At 64.0% G+C, this 19,989-nt stretch carries 19 protein-coding genes; 12 read left to right on the plus strand and 7 right to left on the minus strand.

Going from position 1 to position 19,989, the window contains the following annotated elements:
- Window positions 1-69: 69 nt before the first annotated feature.
- Window positions 70-486, minus strand: a complete 417-nt coding sequence (locus HAP41_RS42940) for an SRPBCC family protein (RefSeq protein ID WP_166076030.1) — start codon at window positions 484-486, stop codon at window positions 70-72.
- Between the two features lie 299 nt (window positions 487-785).
- Between HAP41_RS42940 and HAP41_RS42945 the strand changes: the two genes are divergently transcribed.
- Both HAP41_RS42945 and HAP41_RS42950 read left to right on the plus strand, forming a co-directional pair.
- Window positions 786-995, plus strand: coding sequence for a hypothetical protein (locus HAP41_RS42945; RefSeq protein WP_014498566.1), 210 nt, complete (start codon window positions 786-788; stop codon window positions 993-995).
- Window positions 996-1,079: 84 nt separating this feature from the next.
- The gene (locus HAP41_RS42950) at window positions 1,080-1,370 is read left to right on the plus strand and encodes a hypothetical protein (RefSeq protein ID WP_224580589.1); all 291 of its coding nucleotides are present in this window, start codon (window positions 1,080-1,082) and stop codon (window positions 1,368-1,370) included.
- Between the two features lie 59 nt (window positions 1,371-1,429).
- Here HAP41_RS42950 and HAP41_RS42955 read toward each other — a convergent pair whose 3' ends face one another.
- From HAP41_RS42955 to HAP41_RS42965, 3 genes are read right to left on the minus strand one after another with little or no spacing between them, the layout of a single operon-like run.
- Window positions 1,430-2,446 carry a methyltransferase gene (locus HAP41_RS42955; protein ID WP_166076025.1) on the minus strand — a complete coding sequence of 339 codons (1,017 nt, stop codon included), beginning with the start codon at window positions 2,444-2,446 and terminating at the stop codon, window positions 1,430-1,432.
- A 24-nt stretch (window positions 2,447-2,470) separates the two neighbouring features.
- Window positions 2,471-3,445: a Bug family tripartite tricarboxylate transporter substrate binding protein gene (locus HAP41_RS42960; protein ID WP_166076004.1), complete on the minus strand. Its 975-nt coding sequence runs from the start codon at window positions 3,443-3,445 to the stop codon at window positions 2,471-2,473.
- A 46-nt stretch (window positions 3,446-3,491) separates the two neighbouring features.
- Window positions 3,492-4,409 (minus strand): DUF1127 domain-containing protein, encoded by a 918-nt coding sequence (locus HAP41_RS42965; RefSeq protein ID WP_166075984.1) that lies wholly within the window; start codon window positions 4,407-4,409, stop codon window positions 3,492-3,494.
- Between the two features lie 153 nt (window positions 4,410-4,562).
- On the opposite strand from HAP41_RS42965, the gene HAP41_RS42970 reads away from it, so the two are divergent.
- From HAP41_RS42970 to HAP41_RS42985, 4 genes are all read left to right on the plus strand, one after another.
- Window positions 4,563-6,149, plus strand: a complete 1,587-nt coding sequence (locus tag HAP41_RS42970) for a winged helix-turn-helix domain-containing tetratricopeptide repeat protein (RefSeq protein WP_176400477.1) — start codon at window positions 4,563-4,565, stop codon at window positions 6,147-6,149.
- A gap of 111 nt (window positions 6,150-6,260) precedes the next feature.
- A complete protein-coding gene (locus HAP41_RS42975; protein ID WP_166075958.1) occupies window positions 6,261-7,376 on the plus strand; it encodes a winged helix-turn-helix domain-containing protein in 1,116 nt (371 codons plus the stop codon).
- Between the two features lie 160 nt (window positions 7,377-7,536).
- Window positions 7,537-8,757 carry an MFS transporter gene (locus HAP41_RS42980; protein WP_166075927.1) on the plus strand — a complete coding sequence of 407 codons (1,221 nt, stop codon included), beginning with the start codon at window positions 7,537-7,539 and terminating at the stop codon, window positions 8,755-8,757.
- A gap of 130 nt (window positions 8,758-8,887) precedes the next feature.
- Window positions 8,888-11,428, plus strand: coding sequence for a metallophosphoesterase (locus HAP41_RS42985; RefSeq protein WP_166075908.1), 2,541 nt, complete (start codon window positions 8,888-8,890; stop codon window positions 11,426-11,428).
- 72 nt (window positions 11,429-11,500) lie between these two features.
- Here the strand turns inward: HAP41_RS42985 and HAP41_RS50180 are convergent, their stop codons facing one another.
- Window positions 11,501-11,635, minus strand: coding sequence for a hypothetical protein (locus HAP41_RS50180; RefSeq protein ID WP_256461611.1), 135 nt, complete (start codon window positions 11,633-11,635; stop codon window positions 11,501-11,503).
- 160 nt (window positions 11,636-11,795) lie between these two features.
- Between HAP41_RS50180 and HAP41_RS42990 the strand changes: the two genes are divergently transcribed.
- On the plus strand, window positions 11,796-12,947 hold the full coding sequence (locus HAP41_RS42990; protein ID WP_166075885.1) for an acyl-CoA dehydrogenase family protein: 1,152 nt from the start codon (window positions 11,796-11,798) through the stop codon (window positions 12,945-12,947).
- Window positions 12,948-13,154: 207 nt separating this feature from the next.
- On the opposite strand, the gene HAP41_RS42995 is transcribed toward HAP41_RS42990, so the two are convergent.
- Complete coding sequence (locus tag HAP41_RS42995; RefSeq protein ID WP_166075861.1) at window positions 13,155-15,320, minus strand: putative bifunctional diguanylate cyclase/phosphodiesterase; 2,166 nt, start codon at window positions 15,318-15,320, stop codon at window positions 13,155-13,157.
- Between the two features lie 161 nt (window positions 15,321-15,481).
- Complete coding sequence (locus HAP41_RS50185) at window positions 15,482-15,613, minus strand: hypothetical protein (RefSeq protein ID WP_256478468.1); 132 nt, start codon at window positions 15,611-15,613, stop codon at window positions 15,482-15,484.
- A gap of 174 nt (window positions 15,614-15,787) precedes the next feature.
- Between HAP41_RS50185 and mepA the strand changes: the two genes are divergently transcribed.
- From mepA to modC, 5 genes are all read left to right on the plus strand, one after another.
- Complete coding sequence (gene mepA / locus HAP41_RS43000; RefSeq protein ID WP_166075809.1) at window positions 15,788-16,732, plus strand: penicillin-insensitive murein endopeptidase; 945 nt, start codon at window positions 15,788-15,790, stop codon at window positions 16,730-16,732.
- Window positions 16,733-17,073: 341 nt separating this feature from the next.
- Window positions 17,074-17,577: a hypothetical protein gene (locus tag HAP41_RS43005; protein ID WP_166075785.1), complete on the plus strand. Its 504-nt coding sequence runs from the start codon at window positions 17,074-17,076 to the stop codon at window positions 17,575-17,577.
- A gap of 193 nt (window positions 17,578-17,770) precedes the next feature.
- Complete coding sequence (gene modA, locus HAP41_RS43010) at window positions 17,771-18,556, plus strand: molybdate ABC transporter substrate-binding protein (RefSeq protein WP_071916937.1); 786 nt, start codon at window positions 17,771-17,773, stop codon at window positions 18,554-18,556.
- Window positions 18,557-18,569: 13 nt separating this feature from the next.
- A complete protein-coding gene (modB, locus tag HAP41_RS43015; RefSeq protein ID WP_166075717.1) occupies window positions 18,570-19,265 on the plus strand; it encodes a molybdate ABC transporter permease subunit in 696 nt (231 codons plus the stop codon).
- Window positions 19,266-19,267: 2 nt separating this feature from the next.
- Complete coding sequence (gene modC, locus HAP41_RS43020) at window positions 19,268-19,930, plus strand: molybdenum ABC transporter ATP-binding protein (RefSeq protein ID WP_166075700.1); 663 nt, start codon at window positions 19,268-19,270, stop codon at window positions 19,928-19,930.
- Window positions 19,931-19,989 lie beyond the last annotated feature (59 nt).

Genomic DNA, 19,989 nt, shown 5'->3' on the forward strand with positions numbered 1-19,989 from the left:
CGTCAGGTGCTCTGCGCGGAAAGCCGACGACGCCCGTCAAGGACGTCGATCTCCTGCCCCCGCACGGCTTCACGACGTCTTCTGCTTCGCCTGCACGTGTCGCGCGAAGTTGTCGAGGATGGCCTGCCAGCCGCCCTGCTGCTGCTCAACCGAGTGTGTCGGTTCGCTATCGAAGACAACGCGGACGACGACGCCCTTCGTCCCGGGCACGAACTCGACTTCGGCCTTGCGATCGCCGAATGAATATTCGATCAGCTTGTGTTCGACGATCGTCGTGTAAGTCCCGGCGAAGTCAAAGCCCATGCTGCCGTCCTTGGCTTCCATGCGCGACGAGAAGACCCCGCCTTCCCGCAGGTCGACCGTAGCCTTGGTCGTATGCCAATCGTCGGACGCGGCGTTCCACTCCATGATGTCAGCAGGTGTCGTATAGGCACGCCAGACCTGATCGATGGGGGCTGCTACGGTGGTTTCGACGGTGATCCTCATGAACATAAGCTCCTGGTTCAATTTTCTAGGTGACGGCATCACTGACGTGTGCGGGGTCCATCCAAGGACGATCGAGACTGGTTCAAGCCGACAGGGTCGAGCCGTCAAAGCGTTGAAAACACAAAAATGTCAAAACGTCTGTTGGCCACCCACCAGCGGCCGCGAACAAATTGGGGATGAGGGTCACATTTGTCCGATACGGCTCGTGGCCATTGAACCCGACCCGGGCTCGACGACACTATCTCCCTGCGTCCTAAACGGCCCCGCCCATCCGTGGGCGATACGGGGGAATGTCTGTCATGCGAAAGCGAAACTGGCGATTGATTGCCGTCGGCTCAGTGCTGCTGGTGCTCGCCGTCCTGTTCTTCCTCTCGATGCGGGACATGACGCCGTGGTCCAATGATCCTGCCGCCCTGATGCGCACGGTCGGAGAGGTCTCGGGCGCTGTCGGCGGCATCAGCCTCGTCATGATCGTCTTCGGTCTGATCGGCAGGAAAGCGCCGGCCTGACAAACGTCGTTCCGGAAGGCCGGACCACGGCGGTATCACGCCTCCGCGATGACAGGGAATAGCGGGTCTTCGATGCAAATCTGAATGTCTGAACCGCACATGCAGGGCGGGATGCATTTGGAGACACCTATGATTACCTCAAAGATGCTGATTGTGGTCACGATCGTATCGACGATGGGCGCAGCTTCGGCGAAACCTTTCCACCCGTCGCTGCCCGGAAAGGAAACGACCACCAGGCCGTGGACGGCCCCGGTCGGTCACCGCCAGCCCCACGCCTCCGACGTGCCCTCGGCAAGTTCGGGATCGCTGGATTTCCTCGACCAAGAGGATGCCGACGTCGATCGCAAGATCTCCGGCGTCTGCCGGGGCTGCTGATCGATCCTGCGCCAAGGCCTGATGGAATGAGACTCGACTGCCGCCCCAACGGACGGCAGTCAGTGTCCGACCTTTCGGAATTCGACCAGGCTGAACGAGCCGACACCGCTGGTGCCGACGAAGGCGAAGCCGGCCAGGACGCCGAGCCTGCGGTACTCGGCCTCCGTCCGCTCGCGGCCGCCAGGTCCCCTCAGCATATTGAGGTCGCTCATCGCGCAGGAGCGGTCCTGGATCTCGGTCGTCGCAGGCTCCGGCATGATCCGTTCGATCACGATCAACGTTCCGCTGGCCGGCAGCGCGTCCCGGCAGTTGCGCAGAATGACCTCGCAACGATCGTCTCTCCAATTGTGCAGGATGCTCTTCATCAGGATCGTGTCGGCGCCGCCCAGGACCTTCTCGAAGAAACTGCCGGCGACGAACCGGCAGCGATTGGCGATGCCAAGCCGGTCAAAATGCGCCCGCGCTCCCGCCTCGCAGCGCGCGAGATCGAAGGCGATGCCCTCAAGATGCGGGTTGTGCTGGAGCACGCCGCCGATCAATTCGCCGGTGCCGCCACCGAGATCCATGACAACGCGCGCGGTCGCGAAGTCGTGGGCCGCAACGATCCTTGGAACGATGCTCCGCGTCAGGCTGACCATCGCGGCGTTGAAGCGGCGGGTGAATTCCGGCGCATTGCTCGTCGCGGCATAGCGATCGTCGCCATCGCCGCGCAGCTCGCCCGCGCTCTTGCCCGAGCGAACCGACTCGACCAGTCCGATCCAGGATTGCGCGAGCATCTCGCCCTCGAAGAGAACCCAATCCTTGAAGGAGGGATCGGCGGTCTCGTCGAGCTGCCGGCCGAGCTCGGTCATGGCAAACCGGTCGCGGTCTGCCTGCCTGCACAGGCCAAGTGTCGTCAGGCCAACGAGCAATCGGCGCAGCGCACTTTCATCAGCGGACACCAGCCGGGCGAGCTCGGCCACCGATTTCGCCTCATCGCCGATGGCCTCGGCGAGATTGAGCTTCGCCGCCGCATAAATCACCGCGGTGATGCGATGCGACTGCACGAGATCATGCACGGATGCCGGCCCGCTCATGTGTTACCTCCTGTCAATGCAGGTTCAATCGGTCGGGACGAACCCCGTTGCCTGAACGATCGCCTTCCACCGGTCGGATTCGGATGCGATCAGCCGGGCGAAGTCTTCCATGGCGATCGCGTCGGGCTCGACGGCCAGCTTTGCCATGCCGGCCTTGACCTCGTCGGTGCGCAAGGCCGCCTGGATCGCGGTGTTGAGCTTATCGACGATCGGCGCCGGCGTCCTGGCCGGAACGAAGAACGCAAACCATGTGAGGTCCTCGAGCGACGGATATCCGGCCTCCCGCATCGTCGGTACCGCCGGAACAAACAGGCTGCGGCGCGGTCCGGTGGTCGCCAGCGCGCGAAGATCTCCGGATTGGACGAGTCCGAGCGAGCTGCCGATCGGCATGACGGTCGCGGCAATCACGCCCTTGACCAGATCCTGAATCGCACCACCGCCCTGATAGGGCACGTGAAGAAAATCGAAGCCAGCGGTGCGGCCCAGCGTCGTGCCAAGAAAATGCAGCGAGGTTCCGGCGCCCGGCGAACCAAAGGTGGCGTGCTTCGGATTGGCGCGGCACCAGGCCACGAAGTCCGCCAGCGTCTTGACGTCGGCCGGCACGCTGGGACCGACCGTCAGCAATGTCGGGGTCGAGGCGACGGTCGACACAGGTATGAAATCCCGCGGATGGTATCTCAGTGTCTTGTAGACGTGCGGAAAGAACATCATGAAGCCGAGCGGCGCGAACAGCATGACCGATCCGTCGGCGTCGGCGCTCTTCACCGCCTCCACCGCGATGCGACCGGCCGCGCCCGGCCGGGTCTCGACCACGATGGTTTCGGCATAGCCGCTCATCTGGCCGGCCACGAGCCGCGCCAACCCATCCTGCAGCCCGGGCGTGAAGCCCGTCAGGATATGCGCGGTTCTCGCGATCGGCTGTGCGAGCGCCCGCGGCGAAATATGCGCAGCGGCGAACGCGGCGGCGGCCGCCGACAACACATCACGACGCGTGATCATCACCCGTTTCCCTGATCGAGCCCAGACCAAATGAGATCGCAGCATGCTACCTGGCCATCGCTGCGGTCTCTGGAGCCATGGATGAGCCGGGTCGCACGAACACAAAACGGGATATCGCAGATATCTGCGCGTCCTCACGGCCATCCTGGCCGATCAGGATGAGGCCTGCTCCGCCATTCGCCACCGTCAGGACGACCGCTTCACCCGCCCACGTCCCGATAGGCTCCATCCCGATGGTGAGAAACTCACCGATCGGCTGGTCCAAATACTGGAGTCTCAGCTGCGGCGCGATTTCGGCGGGCGCCAGAGCAAGACCGAGCTGTTGTGCACGCGCATAGATTTCCCGCAGCGAAGCCTCGCCTTGAAGGCCGAGCTCGGCAACCGACACGGCAACAAGCTCAACCTCCGCCTTCTTGCGACTTAGGGTAAAGGCCGGTCGAGCGAGTATCTCATCAGCCGCGTTTCCGACGCCGCAGCCCATTGCGCTCATCGCGCTGCGAAGAGCGAACGTCTCCGTGAATGTTCCTATCCGGATCGTCTTCCACGCCAGGACATCTGCAGCCGAGCTGATCGGAATCTCCGATCTGCGAGCCGGCGGGTCGACCTTGACCGCCAGCTGCCTCCGCAAACCATCCTGCGCAGTGCATTGAGCCTCGGCGCGATCTACGGAAATCAAGCTGAACAGGTTGACGACCATCAGGATCGCAAGCGCACTGCCAATGCGCCAGGGTGCCGGACGATCGGGCCTTGCGCGGCCTTGCTGCAAGGCAATGTAGTCAATCTCGGCGCGCGTCGCGCCGAGATCAATCAGCTCCCGATCGCTGAGGGCACAGAGAGCGGTTTGTACCTTCAGTCGTCTTCGGCGCTTCTGCCATGCGCTCCAGACCCGCAGGAAAAGGCTGGTCACTTGCTGCACGGGTGTGGCAGTCCGTCGCACCTGTGCAACGCCGTTGATGGTACTCATCGGCGATATCCCTTGGCGATACCTTTACCGAGGGCAGGATGTCAAGACTTCGCCGGGCACGCTTGACGTGCAGCTTACATTTTCCTGACCGGCGCCTTACTTTACGCCCCAGCAGGTGCAGAGGCGGCTTCATCCAACGACGGGAGTGGCAACTTGCGCTATCTCTTCGATGAATACGTGCTCGACACGGATCGGCGCGAGCTGCATCGCGGGGCCGATGCTGTTTCCGTTGCGCCGCAGGTCTTCGACATTCTCGACTATCTGATCGGCAACAGGGAGCGTGTCGTCAGCAAAGACGACCTCATGAACGCGATCTGGAAGGGGCGCATCGTATCGGAGGCCGCGCTTGCGACCCGCATCAATGGCGTCCGCACGGCAGTCGGCGATTGCGGGGAAGCGCAGCGCCTGATCAAGACGATCCCGCGCAAGGGCTTCCGTTTCGTCGGAGCCGTTCGGGAAGTACGGGAGCCGGATCCTTCAACCGTCCCTCACCGGTCAGAAGCGAGAGGAGCGGCCCTCCCGCTACCGGATAAGCCCTCGATTGCCGTACTCCCTTTCGTCAGCCTCAGCTCCGATCCCGAACAGGAGTATTTCGCAGATGGCATCGTGGAGGAAATCACGATGGCTCTGGCTCATTTTCGCTGGCTGTTCGTGATCGCACGCAATTCGAGCTTTGCGTATAAGGGCCGGGTCGTTGACGTAAAGCAGGTCGGCCGCGAGCTTGGTGTCCGCTATGTCCTCGAAGGTAGCGTGCGCAAAGCCGGAAATCGCATTCGAATCGCGGGGCAGCTGATCGATGCCGAAACTGGAACGCATCTCTGGGCAGACCGCTTTGAGGGCCCGATCGAGGACATGTTCGATCTGCAGGACAATCTGACGTCCAGTGTCATAGGCGCAATCGCCCCGAGGCTGCAGCGTGAGGAAATCAAGCGGGCAAGGCGGAAGCCACCCGAAAATCTGGATGCGTATGATTATTATCTGCGCGGGCTGGCGAAATCCCGTTGGTCCAACAACGCAAACACCGAGGCGTTGCAGCTCTTTTGCAAGGCGACCGAACTCGACCCTCGACTGGCTTGTGGCTATGCCATGGCCGCCTGGTGCTATACCCGGCGCAAGGCGAACGGCTGGATCAGCGATCCCGCGAACGAAATTGCGGAAGCCACCCGGCTGGCCCGGAAGGCCGTAGAACTGGGGGCAAATGATCCGGTTGCACTGTCCGTGGGTGGATATGCGCTCGCCTTCATAGCCCACGAGTTCGACGACGCGGCTGCTTTCGTGGATCGAGCTTTGGCTGACAACCCTAACTTCGCGCAAGCCTGGGCCACCAGTGCCTGGCTGAGAGTTTGGAGGGGAGAGCCGGATCTCGCCCTCGAGCACTCCGCACATGCCGTGAGACTTAGTCCGCTCGATCCGCCCATGTACTACGACGCGCAGGGAGCCATGGCGTATGCGCATTTTCTGGCGGGCCGCTATGACGCGGCAGTATCATGCGCCGAGACCGCATTGCGTGGTCAGACGAGTTTCCTGCTCGTGACCTGCATTGCCGCAGCCAGCAACGCATTCGCCGGGCGGCGTGAACGAGCGCAACGATCCCTCCTGCAAGCCCTTGAATGCAATCCAGATCTTCGTGCCAATCTCGAGAATCTGGCACCGTTTCGCCGGGCAGATGACTTCGCGATCTTCGAGAAGGGTCTCTGCGAAGCGGGCCTTCCGGAAAAGCACGACGTTGGCCCCCCCTGACGGGGTGGACCAATGTTCGCGGCTTACATTTTCGGGAGCGAAGGCCTATTCTCCACGGATTATTGCTCCCGCGCCCTCGGAGAATAGAGGGCAGGCTTGGAGAATGGTGCCATGCGCTATTTCTTCGAGGACTGTGCGTTGGACACCGAGCGGCGCGAATTGCGGCGCGGGCTCGATGTGGTGCCCACGACACCCCAGGTTCTCGATCTGCTCGAACATCTGATCCGCAGCAGGGATCGCGTCGTCAGCAAGGACGATCTCGTCAACGCGATTTGGAATGGCCGGATCGTATCCGATGCGGCGCTCACGACCCGGCTGAACGCCGTCCGGCGCGCGATCGGTGACTCCGGTCAGCAACAACGTCTTATCAAGACATTTCCACGCAAGGGCTTTCGTTTCGTGGGCGCCGTGCACGATGAGGATCGGCAACCAGGAAGCACGGCAGCAGTTGCGATCCCGGTGGCCTCTGCAAACGCTGTTGGCGAACGGCGATCCGCAGGCTGGCTGGAGGACCTCAGGGGCCGTTTGAAGCTCGTCGGCAGCGTGCTGGCGTCGGTCGCCGCCATCGGCGCAATTGCCGGTGGCGTTGCCGGATACTGGAATGCCTGGAAGACAGTCCGTACCGACGCACAACGGGAAGCTCAAAATATCCCGGCACAACCGACAGTCAGGCCCGAGATCGCGCCTCGCCTCTCTCTCGTCGTGTTGCCCTTCGCCAGCCTCAACGACGGTCCGGCGCAGGACTCCTTTGCCGACTTGATCTCGACAGGCTTGACCACCGATCTCGCGCGAACGCCCGCCACTCTCGTTGTTGGACGCGACACCGCCTTGACCTACAAGAAGAATGTGGTCGATTTGCAGCAGCTCGGGACGGATCTCCGCGTCCGCTGGGCCGTGCGGGGCGCGGTGAGACGCAACGGAGACCAGGTGCGGGTCAACGTATCTCTGACCGACCTGCAGACCGCCCGTGACATCTGGTCGGATCGGTTCGACGGCGACCTCGCAAACCTGGCCGTCTTGCAGGATACCATCGCAGCGCGGCTTCTCTGCGTCGCACACTTGCACCTCCGTCAATATGAAGAAGCCCTCCAACAGTGCAGCCGCTCCCTCAATATGACCGGCACGGATTTTGAGGCCTACATGAGCCTGATCTCGGCGTACGGGTGGCCGGGGCAAATGCAACAGGCACGCGGGGGCAGCGAAACTGCTGCACAAAACACCTCCTAAATCGACGTTGCGGCGGCCCATGGCGCGTGCCGCTGCTCAAGGCAGCTGCAAGGTAACGAGCTCGATACCCGCGCATTGCGCGTAACCTTGCCCTCCGCCGACAGATGGGCCACCATCCCCGCGCGCGCCATCAACAAGAGCAAAAGCGCCGAGGAAACGCATGAGCAAGCCGTCAGGGTTCGGCTATGGCTGGGTCGTTGTCGCCGCGGGAGCGCTGATGACCTGTGTCGGCTTCGGCACGATGCTGTCGCTTGCGGTCTTCCTGCAGCCGATCTCCGAAGCGATGGGCTGGTCACGCGCGGGCGTGTCGGCGGCGGCGACGCTGGATTTCCTCTGCATGGGCGTTGCCGCGTTCTTCTGGGGCACGCTGTCGGACCGGTTTGGCACGCGCATCGTGGTGCTCGCCGGAAGCCTGCTGCTGGGTCTCGGTCTCGTGACTGCGAGCCAGGCAACCAGCCTGTGGCAATTCCAGCTGTTCTTCGGCGTGCTGATCGGCGTCGCTGCCGGCAGCTTCTACGCGCCGATGATGGCGCTCGCGAGCGCCTGGATCGAGAAGAACCGCAGCCTCGCGGTGGCGCTGGTCTCCGCCGGCATGGGCGTGTCGCCGGTGACGATTGCGCCGACCGCAAGCTGGCTGATCTCGGCCTATGACTGGCGCACCGCGATGCTGGTGATTGGCTGTGCGGCGTGGGCGCTGCTGATCCCGGCCTGCTTCCTGGTGCGACCGGCGCCGCAAACGACTGGCCCGGCAAGCACCGACGCGGCACCGGAGATCGAGCTGACTGCGGCGCAGGCGCTGCGCACGCCGCAATTCATCGCGCTCGCAGCCGCGCATTTCGCCTGCTGCGCGGCGCATTCCGGTCCGATCTTTCACATGGTGTCCTATGCGATGGTGTGCGGCATCGCCCCGCTCACGGCGGTGACGGTCTACGGCGTCGCCGGCGTCTCCGGGCTCGGCGGGCGCCTGCTGCTGGGTGCGGCTGCCGATCGCATCGGCGCAAAGCCTGTGCTGGTCGGCGGCCTGTTCGTGCAGGCGATGTGCATCGCGACCTATCTCGCGGTGGCGCAGCTCGGCGAATTCTACGCGCTCTCGGTCGTGTTCGGCCTCGCCTATGGCGGGGTGATGCCGCTCTATGCGGTGCTGGTCCGCGAGTACTTCGGCGCGCGCATCATGGGCACCGTGTTCGGCGCAGTGTCGGCCTTTGCCAGCCTCGGCATGGCGCTGGGTCCGTGGGCCGGTGGGCTCGTGTTCGACAATTTCCAGCGCTACACATGGCTGCACGCCGGCTCCTTCGCGATCGGGCTTGCCGCCGTAGCAGTGGCGCTGAGCTTCCCGACCAAGCGCAGGCAAGCGCTCGACCTTGGCCGCGCTGCGGCCTGACGAGGCAACGCCCGCAGCGCCGATTGCACGTGACACCGACACGATCGAGCAGCAGATTCTACCTTTACGGGTATTTGCAACCCCGCCTATAGTCGGCAGCGTTACGATGACCGGCGGGGAGGAACCTTAGATGGCCCGCATCGCCCATATTTCAGACATTCATTTCGGAAGCACCTTCGACGTCGATATCTGGAAGCGGATCCGCACCGAAATCATCGGGTTTGGTCCCAAGACCATCATTGCGTCGGGCGACTTTGTCGACCACCCCGCCCCCCTGCTGCTGCTCGCCGCCAAGAGCGAACTGGAGGATCTTTGCAAGGAGTGCGGTCCGGGCACCGAATTCTTCGTCGTGCCGGGAAATCACGACCTGCTCGACTTCGGCAACATCATTCACCCCTTCAGCCGGAAATGGTTCGACCGCGTGATGTTTCACGAGACAGCCAACCTTCGGAGCAAGCTCCAGTCGGGGCTCTCCTTCAGGTTGGGGCTCAACAACGAAACGCTGCGCTGGACGAAGCTTCCGCGCCTCAGACGAATGAGGCCACGGAACTGGCTCTGGGTTGAGACCTGGACCGACAAGTGCGACGGCCGCGTCCAGAGTTGCGACTATCGTCGCGCCCGCAGGCAATGGCCAACTCGCAGCATTCACGATCAGACATTGATCACATGCCTCGATTCCAACAACCCGCTGCTTCGCCAATTTACCTTCGCGACCGGAGCGATCGGTGGAGGTCAGATCGACAGGATCGACACATCCGACGTCCTCGATGCCTGCCCCTGCTGCGGAGCGCGCGAGAATGGCCCGGCAGCCAATGGCGGCAAGCTGCTGAAAATCGCCGTCCTGCATCATCACCCGATGCCGATCGCTCTTCGCGACAAGTCGGTGGTTCGCCGGGGAAAGGAAGCAAAGCTCGAACCTTTCCTGATCCTGAAGAACGGCGGCGACCTCATCCACGAGCTGCAACGTCAGAGATTCGACCTGATCCTGCACGGTCACAAGCATCTTCAGCAATTTGCCCGCGTCGAGCTGCGCGCCGACGATGCGAAAGGCCATCCCGTCCTCGTCCTAGCCGGCGGCAGCACCGCCAAGCAGGACGAGTCGCCGTCCGACAACACCCTTCGCAGCATCGAGACCGAGCCCAACGGCCGGTTGACGATACAGACGTTTCTGGAGGGCGTCAGGCACCCCGATCGGAAGTATCGCGAACCGATCGACATGCTCAAGCGCCGTGCCTTTGCACGCTCGGTCGAACGAACGATGATTGCCGCGGACGAGTGGATCTCGGAACTGGAGATCGACGAGGTGGGTCACCTGCGCAGTCTCGACAAGACCTCGCAATTGAGGGTGCTCGACAACGCCATGGTCCTGCCGGGCATCGTTTCGCACGTCACTCTTGCGCCTCACGATACGCGGCTGGACGTCCAGGTCGAGGAAGGCAGCGATGCCGTCAGCCTGTGCTGGCGCGACGACAACAAGACGAATTATGCCCTGGACGCGCCCGATCTTCCGGCAGACTGCTTCTATTGGGTGAACTTCCAGGAGCCGCTCCGCAACGGCTCACAGCCCCTTACTTTTGCCCTTCGCGAGGCCGCCGCTAACAGCATCGCAATGAGCCTGTGGGAGGTCGAGCAGCGGTCGCGCGGTCAGGGCTACAGTTTGAGCAATCCCGACTACGGCTTCGAAGAAGTTGGCTCTCACATCAGCTATCCCGTCGAGAAATTGACCATGCGGGTGACGTTTCCGCCGCAACTCGACGGCATCACGCCAAGGCCGCGCTGTCGCCGGCACCCTGCGATTCCGGATTTTCCACTCGAGTACCTGCCGGAACACCGAGCGAGGCGTAGACAGCCTCCAGTGCAGTATGTGCCCGACAACGATCTCGCGAAAGAAGAAGCCCGAGAGCTGACCTATAAAACGGAAAGCCGGACCTGGGTCCTGGAGATTGATCATCCGATCCCGGGATGCACTTACAGCCTGCAATGGAGTGTGCCCGATCCTCGCGCCCACAAGAGGATTTGCGCACGCACCGTCGCCTATCGAAAGATGCTCGCCCGCCTGCTCGACGGCTCTTGCGAACCAAACATCGTCACAAAGTGCCAGAGCCGCTTCGACCAGCTGGCGCGAATTCTCATGGCGCGCTTCAAGGTGGGTTTCGACCAGGGCGAGCGGCAGACCGCTTTCCTGATGCTGTACGATTCAGACCAGATCCGGCTGCGGCCCGCGCTCACGAACGGGCCCATACCGGCCGACAAAACGTACGACGTGCCGCTCGGAGGCGGGGTCGCCGGAGCCGCATTCCTGCAGCGTCAAATCATCGCCTGGAAGAACGACCCGAAGAGCAAATCCCTGATCAGGCCGGCATCGTCGGGCGCACTCAACTCGAAATGGGTGCTTGCGCTGCCGGTGTTTCACCAGGGGGGCCCCGATGCCACGGGCGGCGAGCTCGATACCGAGCCGGGGGCCGTACTCGGCGTCATCACGCTGGGCTCCGATAACGAGGCATCAAATATCAGCGATTGCGAACCCAATGAGAGCGACGAAAACGACACTAGTGGTGAGGAAATCGGGCAAGAGGCACAAAAGCTGGCCCAACAATGCGTTTTCGACATGCTTCAGATTATTGGACAGGCGGGCGGCCACGCCGATCCCGTAGTTCCCACGGTTCCCTGATGGACGGCCAGTCTTGAAGGTGAGCCGCAGTTGGACTAGGATATTTAACGATTTCGCTGCAAGAACAAACCTCTAGACGGAGATTGCCAGATGCGGATCGCAAACAATGTGGTCGTGCATAATCCCGAAACGAGCCTCGGGAAGATCGATGCCGATCGCTTGCGCTCGCATGGTTGGCCCGACGAGGTCGTTCAGCAGCAGCAGCAACGCGAGCAAATGTCTCACGACACCGCAGCGCCAGCGCCCGCCGCAGTAACGAGCAGCGACTAGGCGTCCTCCGGGCGAGGCGCTTCACAAGCTTGATCCTCATCATCGAATAGACCACCATGGCTTCCATACCGCTTGCGACAAAGCGGCGAGGAAGCGCATGAATGTGACTCCCTGCCTGGGTCTGATCGAACGGGCGCAAGCTATTGCACCCCTGATTGCGCGTGAGGCCGATGACATCGAACGGGGACGCAAGCTCACTGCACCCGTCGTCTCCGCGCTGATCGAGAACGGGTTCTATCGCGCGCTGCTACCACAAAGTCTCGGCGGTGCGGAAGCCCCCATCGAAACCTTCATGCAGATGCAGGCGGAGATCGCGAAGGCGGATGCCTCGACGGCCTGGTGCCTCGGCCAATGCAGCGTCTGCGCGATGATCGCAGCTTCGCTCGATCCCGGCACCGCGCACGAGATCTTCGACACACCGCCCGGCATCCTTGCCTGGGGCGCGATCGCGCATGAGGCGCGTGCGGTCGAGGGTGGCTATCGCGTCACGGCGCGCTGGGATTTTGCCTCGGGCTCGCGGCAGGCGAGCTGGCTGGGGGCGCATGTCCGCATCGTCGGAGCCGACGGGACGCCGCGCAAAAATTCCGACGGCTCGCCGGAGGTTCGCACCATCCTGTTTCCGGTTTCGAGCGCGGTGCTGCATGACGTCTGGCAGGCGATCGGGCTCGCCGGCACGGGCACGGATTCCTATGAGGTGAGCGACCTCTTCATCCCCGAGCGCTTCACCGCGTTCCGCGACGTGCCGTCCGCGCTGCGCGAGACGGGTCCGCTCTACAGGATCGGCACCGGATCGACCTTCAGCCTCGGGTTTGCCGCGGTCTCGCTGGGCGTCGCGCGCGCGACGCTGGATGCCGCCATCGCTTTGTCGCGGGCAAAGCACCAGTCGCTGGCAGCGAGCGCCATGCGCGACGACCAGGCGGTCCAGGGCCTGATCGGCCGCACCGAGGGCGACTTACGCGCTGCGCGCGCCTATCTCTATGCGACGGCGAATGCGATGTGGCGCGACCTCTGCGCGACCGGCCAATTCAGCCCGGCGCATCGCAGCGCCGTTCGCCTCGCCGCGACCTGGACCATCCATCAATCGGCCAAGGTGGTCGACGCCGCCTATCACATGGCCGGCGCGACTGCGGTGTTCCGCAGCAATCCGTTCGAACGGCGCTTTCGCGACATGCACGCGATCGCGCAGCAGATCCAGGCGCGGGATACGCATTATGAGGATGTGGGGAAGGCGATTTTGGCGGAGGGGTGATGGGCAGCAGCCGCGATGAGGCTGCACTCCCTCGCCCCGTTCTTACGGGGCCGCGACGAGCTTCGCTCGCGCTGAGAGGGTTGGGATGAGGGGCATCTCTCCACACGGGCGGTCGTTGAAGGACCTGTCCCCCCTCACCCGGAATCCGCGCTACGCGCGCATCCCGACCTCTCCCCGCAAGCGGGGCGAGGTAAGGGGCAGCCCGCCTTACGCCACCATCGCAGCCTTCTCGCCACCATCGATGCCGCGCTGGGCGGCGAGCAGGCTGATGATCTCGGCATTCGGCCGGGCCTTGCTGAACAGAAAGCCCTGGCCCTCGTCGCAGCCCTCAGCGCGGAGGCAGCTCAGCTCGGCTTCGGTCTCGACGCCCTCGGCGGTGATGGTGACACCAAGGCCTTTGCCGAGGCTTACGATGGAGCGGATGATCGCCTGGGCCTCGCGGTTGGCGCCGAGATCGCGCACGAAGGACTGGTCGATCTTGATCTTGTCGAAGGGAAAGCTGCGCAAATAGCTGAGGCTGGAATAGCCGGTACCGAAATCGTCCATCGAGATGCGGACGCCGAGCGCGCGCAGCGCATGCAGCGTCGCCAGCACCTGCGCGCTCTTTTCGAGCAGCAACGTCTCGGTGATCTCGAGCTCCAGCCGCCGCGCCGGCAGGCCGGAATGTTTCAGCGCGTCCGTGACAACCGAAAGCAGATTGCCGCTGCGGAACTGGAGCGGCGACAGGTTGACGGCGACGCGGACATCGTCCGGCCAGGTCGCGGCATCCAGGCACGCCCGGCGCAGCATCAGGCCGCCGAGCGGATTGATCAGCCCGGTTTCCTCGGCGACCGGAATGAACTCGGCCGGCGAGATCATGCCGCGCTCGGCATGCGGCCAGCGCACCAGCGCCTCGAAGCCGGTGATGCGGCCGCTCTGGAGGTCGATCAGCGGCTGGTAATAAGGGCGCAGCACGTCATTCTGGATCGCGTCGCGCAGCTCGACCTCGATCTTGCGGCGGCTCTGCGCCCTGGCATCGAGCGCGGCCTCGAAGAACGCAAAGGTGCCGCGGGCATCGGCCTTGGCGCGCGACAGTGCCATGTCGGCGCTCTTGAGCAGTTTTTCGGAATCATCGCCGTCGCCGGGCGCCATCGCGATGCCGATGGAGGCGCCGATCACCACGGAATGGCCGTCGAGCAGATAGGGATCGGCGATGGCTTCCAGCAAGCGCTTGGCCAGCATCACCGCGTCCTCGGGACGCGTCAGCCCGCTCTGCACGATCGCGAACTCGTCGGAATTGAGCCGCGCCAGCGCGTCCTCCTCGCGCAAGGTCGAGCGCAGCCGCTTGGCGACGCCGCGCAGCAGCTTGTCGCCGACCGCATGTCCCAGCGTGTCGTTGACCGCCTTGAAATTGTCCAGCCCCAGCATCAGCAGCGCGACCTTGTCGGAGCTGCGCCGCATATGCAGCAGCATCTCGTCCACCTGCTGGCGCAGCAGATTGCGGTTCGGCAGGCCGGTCAGCCCGTCATGCTGGGCCATGAAGGCGAGCCGCGCCTCGGCGCGCTTGCGTTCGGTGATGTCCATCAGCGCCAGCAGCACCGCGGGCCGATCGGCATAGGTCAATTCGCGGGAATAGATCGCAAGGTCGATCAGCGCGCCGTTGGCCTTGACGTGCTTCCAGGTGCGTGCGGCCTGCTCCTCGCTGGAGCGATCGGTGGTCCAGGGCGGCTCGCTGTCGAAAGCCTGCAACGAGCGGATCTTCAGCTTCTCGAACTCGGCGCGGCTATAGCCGTAATGGGAAATCGCGGCATCGTTGACGCCGAGAATGCGCTCGTCGTCGAGCGCACAGACGATCATGGGGACGGGATTGCCGTCGAACAGCAGGCGGAACGAGGCCTCGCGCTGCTTCAGCTCGGTGATGTCGACGCGCAGGCCGACCACGCCGCCGTCGTCGGTCAGCCGTTCGTCGATCAGGATGACGCGGCCGTCCGCGAGCATCTGCTCGTGGCGCGCGCCGGGCTGATAGAGCTTCTGCAGCCGCTCGGCGATCCACTCGTCCTCATGGCCGACGGCCTCGGGATAGTCGCCACGCGCGACGCCGATGCGCAGCGTGTCCTCGAGGCGCGCGCCTTCCTCGAACAGATCGGCGGTCTTGCTGTAGATCTCGGCGTATTTCCTATTCCAGAGCACGTAACGGCCTTCGGCATCGAGAAACACGATGCCTTGCGGCAGGAGGTCGATGGCCTGGCGCAGGCGCTCATGGGATTTGCGGGCCTCGGCAATCGCGGCTTCCGCCTCGGCGCGGCGGCGCAGGAGTTCGTCGCGTTCGGAAACGGGTTGAGGCGCGCGCGCAAAGCGCGGCTTGCGCGGCTGTCGGCGAGCCCGGGCGAGCACGCCTCCCTTTCGCTTTGCTGTTTTTCGAGACCCCAAACTCAACTCTATGCGTCCCAGTCGCGCCCAGTGGCCGCAAGTTTTGGGGCAAGTGTCTGAAAAAAAGTAATCTTGGGTGGCTTGTCGATCGATCGCACAGTCTGGTGGCCTCAGGAAAGCAGCCCTCATTGCCGCTTTGCGCGGCGCGACAGCGCCGCCGGGCGCGCCAAGCCCATCACATCGTCGTCATCGGAGAACGCGATGGCGCAAAATTGCGCGCTGCCTTGAATCATTTCCGAGATCGCGCGCGAATGCATACAGAGGGCTGGGAGCACGCCTCCCACGCACGAATTTTGGTCAATGCACGAGAGGGTTATCGCGTCGTTAAAAATCGGCCGGCCGCGCGTAGGGAACTGCGACTTTCGGACAATATTTCGGCCGAAGGACTGTTTCTTAACCCTGACGCAGCGTTGCGTTATAAGGATGACAGCATGAGTCCCCGCCGCCTCGCCCCTCTCCTGCTTGTCATGACGTTCCTGACCGCCGGCGCCGCGCTGGCCCAGGACAAGGGCAGCGTCAACCCAAAGCCGCTACCGCCGCTCGCCAACCCAAACGATCCCAGCATCGGCGCCAAGGAGCTGTTCGCGCGAAAGCTGCTGCCGTCGAAGGGAACGGCTCATGTCATCGGCTCCTACACCAAGGGCTGTATCGGCGGCGCCATGCAGATGCCGCTCAACGGCGACAATTGGCAGGTGATGCGGCTGTCGCGTAACCGCAATTACGGTCATCCCGACATGATCGCGCTGATCAAGCGGCTCGCGGCCAGGGCGCACAAGGACGCGGGATGGCCGGGCATTCTGGTCGGCGACATCGCCCAGCCGCGCGGCGGGCCGGCACTGTCAGGCCATGCCAGCCATCAAATTGGCCTGGATGCCGACATCTGGCTGACGCCGATGCCGGACCGTCGTTTGTCACGCGAGGAGCGCGAGGACATGTCGGCGGTGATGATGGTGCGCCAGGACCGGCTCGACATCGACCCCAAGGTGTTCACGCCTGCTCATGTGCTGGTGCTGCGCGACGCAGCGCAGGAGCCGGCAGTGCAGCGCATCTTCGTCAATCCCGCGATCAAGAAGGCGCTGTGCCGCGAGGCCAAGGGCGACCGCTCGTGGCTGTCGAAGATCCGGCCGTGGTGGGGCCACGACTACCACTTCCACATCCGCATGCGCTGCCAGGCGGGCTCGAGCGAATGCGAAGGCCAGTCGTCGCAATCCGAGGACGAAGGCTGCAAGCCGTCCGACCTCGCCTACTGGTTCAGCGACGCCGTGCTGCATCCGAAGCCTCCGCCGGAGCCGCCGAAGCCAAAGCCGCCGATGACGCTGGCGCAGATGCCGGCGGCCTGCAAGGCGGTGCTGCACGCGGTGGATGCGAAGCAATAGGCGGCTGGCTGGGCAAGCTGCCGCCTCACCCACCGCTGTCGTCCCGGGGCGCGCGAAGCGCGAGCCCGGGATCCATAACCACAGGGAGCGGTGGTTGAGCGAAGCGGTAACTCCGAGTCTTCGTCAAATTCCTCCCTGGGGCTATGGATCCCGGATCTGCGCTCCGCTTCGCTGCGCTTGTCCGGGATGACAGAGTCATTACTGGCTCCCATCCTCTGAAATGCGCTAGGATCGCCTTGCCGCTCTGCCGTAAGCCGAGCGGCCCTGTCGGGACGCGCATCCCGCCTTTCAGCAATGACCGCAAGCCCCGCATCTTCGCGTGGCCAACGATGAGATTTGACATGCGCGTCCTCACCTTCCTCGCTGCGCTTTCGCTCGGTGCGACCACCGCTCTGGCTGCCGAAGAGCCCAGCGGCTGCGACAAGTTCAAATGGCCGATCGAGCGCGAGCGCGCCGCGCTCACCGCGCCGGACCGCGCGAAGCTCGCCTCGGGGAGCGAGCAGGCGGCCTTGCCGTCGTCGGCCATCACGCTGGGGCTGGTGGCCCCCGCGGACGCGAAGCTGCCGACGCCGCCCGAAAGGGCGCCGAAGGACGGCACCTTCGCGGGCTTCACCAGCATCAAGGCGCCGAAGGCCGGGCTCTACACCGTCAGCCTGTCCTCCGGGGCCTGGGTGGACGTGGTCCAGGACGGGCACTTCCTCAAGCCCGTGGCCTTCAGCGGCGCGACCGATTGCGACGGCATCCGCAAGACCATGAAATACGAGCTGTCGGCGCAGCCTTTCGTGCTCCAGGTCAGCGGCGCCAAGGACAATTCGCTGTCGATCGCGATCCTGCCGGCACAATAAGTCGCTTGGTTGGACAAACGGCCGCCTTTGACCTGAAGGCTTAGCCTGCTATCTTCGCACCTGCGATATCCCCGCCGGCCGTAAGCCGTTGCGGGGACACGTGGAACAGCGCTTCCGCCCGTCGCACGCCAACCCACCCAACGCCAGATTTGCGCGTGCATTCGCGCGCGCGAACTCGCACGGAGCGCACTCCATGATTCGTATTGCCGGACTTTTCACCGCTTTCGTCCTCCTCGCGAGCGCGAGCCTTTCGCCTGCCGCCGCCGAGGACAAGACCATCACCGTGTTCGCCGCCGCCTCGATGAAGAACGCGCTCGACGAGATCGACGCCGCCTACACCGCCAAGACCGGCGTCAAGTTCAGCGTCAGCTATGCCGCAAGCTCGGTGCTTGCCAAGCAGATCGAGCAGGGCGCGCCGGCCGACGTGTTCGTCTCCGCCGACACCGACTGGATGGACTACGCCATCTCCAAGAAGACCATCAACGAGCCGACCCGCGTCAATTTGCTCGGCAACAGCATCGTGCTGATCGCGCCGAAGGACTCCAAGATCGACAACGTCACGATCGCGCAAGGCTTTGACCTCGCCAAGCTCGCCGGTGACGGCAAGATCGCGACCGGCGACGTCAAGTCCGTGCCGGTCGGCAAATATGCCAAGGCGGCGCTGGAGAAGCTCGGCGCCTGGCAGGCCGCCGAGCCCAAATTCGCCATGGCCGAGAGCGTGCGCGCTGCACTGACACTGGTCGCCCGCGGCGAGGCCAATCTCGGCATCGTCTATTCGACCGACGCCAAGGTCGAGCCCGGCGTGAAGGTCGTCGGCACCTTCCCGGCGGATTCGCATCCCGCGATCATCTATCCGGTTGCAGCAACGACCACCGCAAAGGCCGAGACCAACGACTACCTCGCCTTCCTGCGCTCGACCGCGGCCAAGACCATTTTGGAAAAATACGGCTTCAAGTTCCTGATCAGCCCGACGACTTGATATCTACGACTTGATGCTCGAGATCTCTCCCGCCGAATGGACGGCGATCCTGCTCTCGCTCAGGGTCGCCGTCATCGCCACGCTGGTCGCAACGCCGTTCGGCATTGCGCTGGCATGGCTGCTTGCCCGCCATGACTTCTGGGGCAAATCGGTGCTCGATGCGCTCGTGCATCTGCCGCTGGTGCTGCCGCCTGTCGTTACGGGCTATCTCCTGCTCCTCACCTTCGGTCGCAAGGGACTCGTCGGCGGATTTCTGGCCGACTATCTCGGTATCGTCTTCGCGTTTCGCTGGACCGGGGCGGCGCTCGCCTGCGGCCTGATGTCGTTTCCGCTGCTGGTGCGCCCGATGCGGCTGTCGATCGAGGCGATCGATCGCCGGCTCGAGCAGGCGGCTGAGACGCTGGGAGCGGCGCCCTGGAAAGTGTTCTTCACGGTGACGCTACCCCTGGCGCTGCCCGGCGTGCTCGCCGGCATGGTGCTGGGCTTTGCCAAGGCGATCGGCGAGTTCGGCGCGACCATCACCTTCGTCTCCAACATTCCCGGCGAAACCCAGACGATTTCCTCGGCGATCTACTCGCTGATCCAGACGCCCGATGGCGATGCGGCCGCGGGACGACTCGTGATCATCTCGATCGTGCTCGCGCTCGGCGCGCTGATCGCCGCCGAATGGTTCGCCCGCCGCGCCACAAAACGCCTGCACGGGAACTGACCATGCTGCGCGTCGACATCGAAAAACAGCTCGGCGAATTCTCGCTCTCCGCAACCTTCACCAGCGAAGGCCGTGTCATCGGCCTGTTCGGCGCGTCGGGCGCCGGCAAGAGCTCGCTGGTCAACATGATCGCAGGCTTGCTGCGGCCCGACCGCGGCACCATCGTGATCGACGGCGAGACCGTCGACGATACCGCCGCCGGCATCCATGTCCCGACCTGGCGCCGCCGCATCGGCTACGTATTCCAGGACGCGCGGCTGTTTCCGCATCTCAACGTCGCGCAAAATCTCGACTACGGCCGGCGGATGAACGGCCTCACGCCCGATCCGGCCCAGCACAAGCGCATCATCGAGCTGCTCGACATCGGCGCGCTCCTTGATCGCCGTCCAGGAAAGCTCTCCGGCGGCGAACGCCAGCGCGTCGCGCTCGGGCGCGCACTGCTGTCGAGGCCGCGCCTGCTGCTGCTCGACGAACCGCTCGGCGCGCTCGACGAGGGCCGCAAGCTGGAGATCCTGCCCTATCTGGTGCGGCTGCGCGACGAGGCCAATGTCCCCATGGTCTATGTCAGCCACGACGCCGCCGAATTGCGCCAGCTCGCGACGCAGATCGTGATGCTGAAGCAGGGGCGGGTGACGTCGTTCGGCGGGGTGAAGGTGTTGACGTGAGGGGCGCTGACGGCTTGCCGAGACACCTCGCCCCACCATCGCTGTCATGCCCCGCCTAG

Source organism: Bradyrhizobium barranii subsp. apii (assembly GCF_011516635.5).
Taxonomy (GTDB): Bacteria; Pseudomonadota; Alphaproteobacteria; order Rhizobiales; family Xanthobacteraceae; genus Bradyrhizobium; species Bradyrhizobium barranii.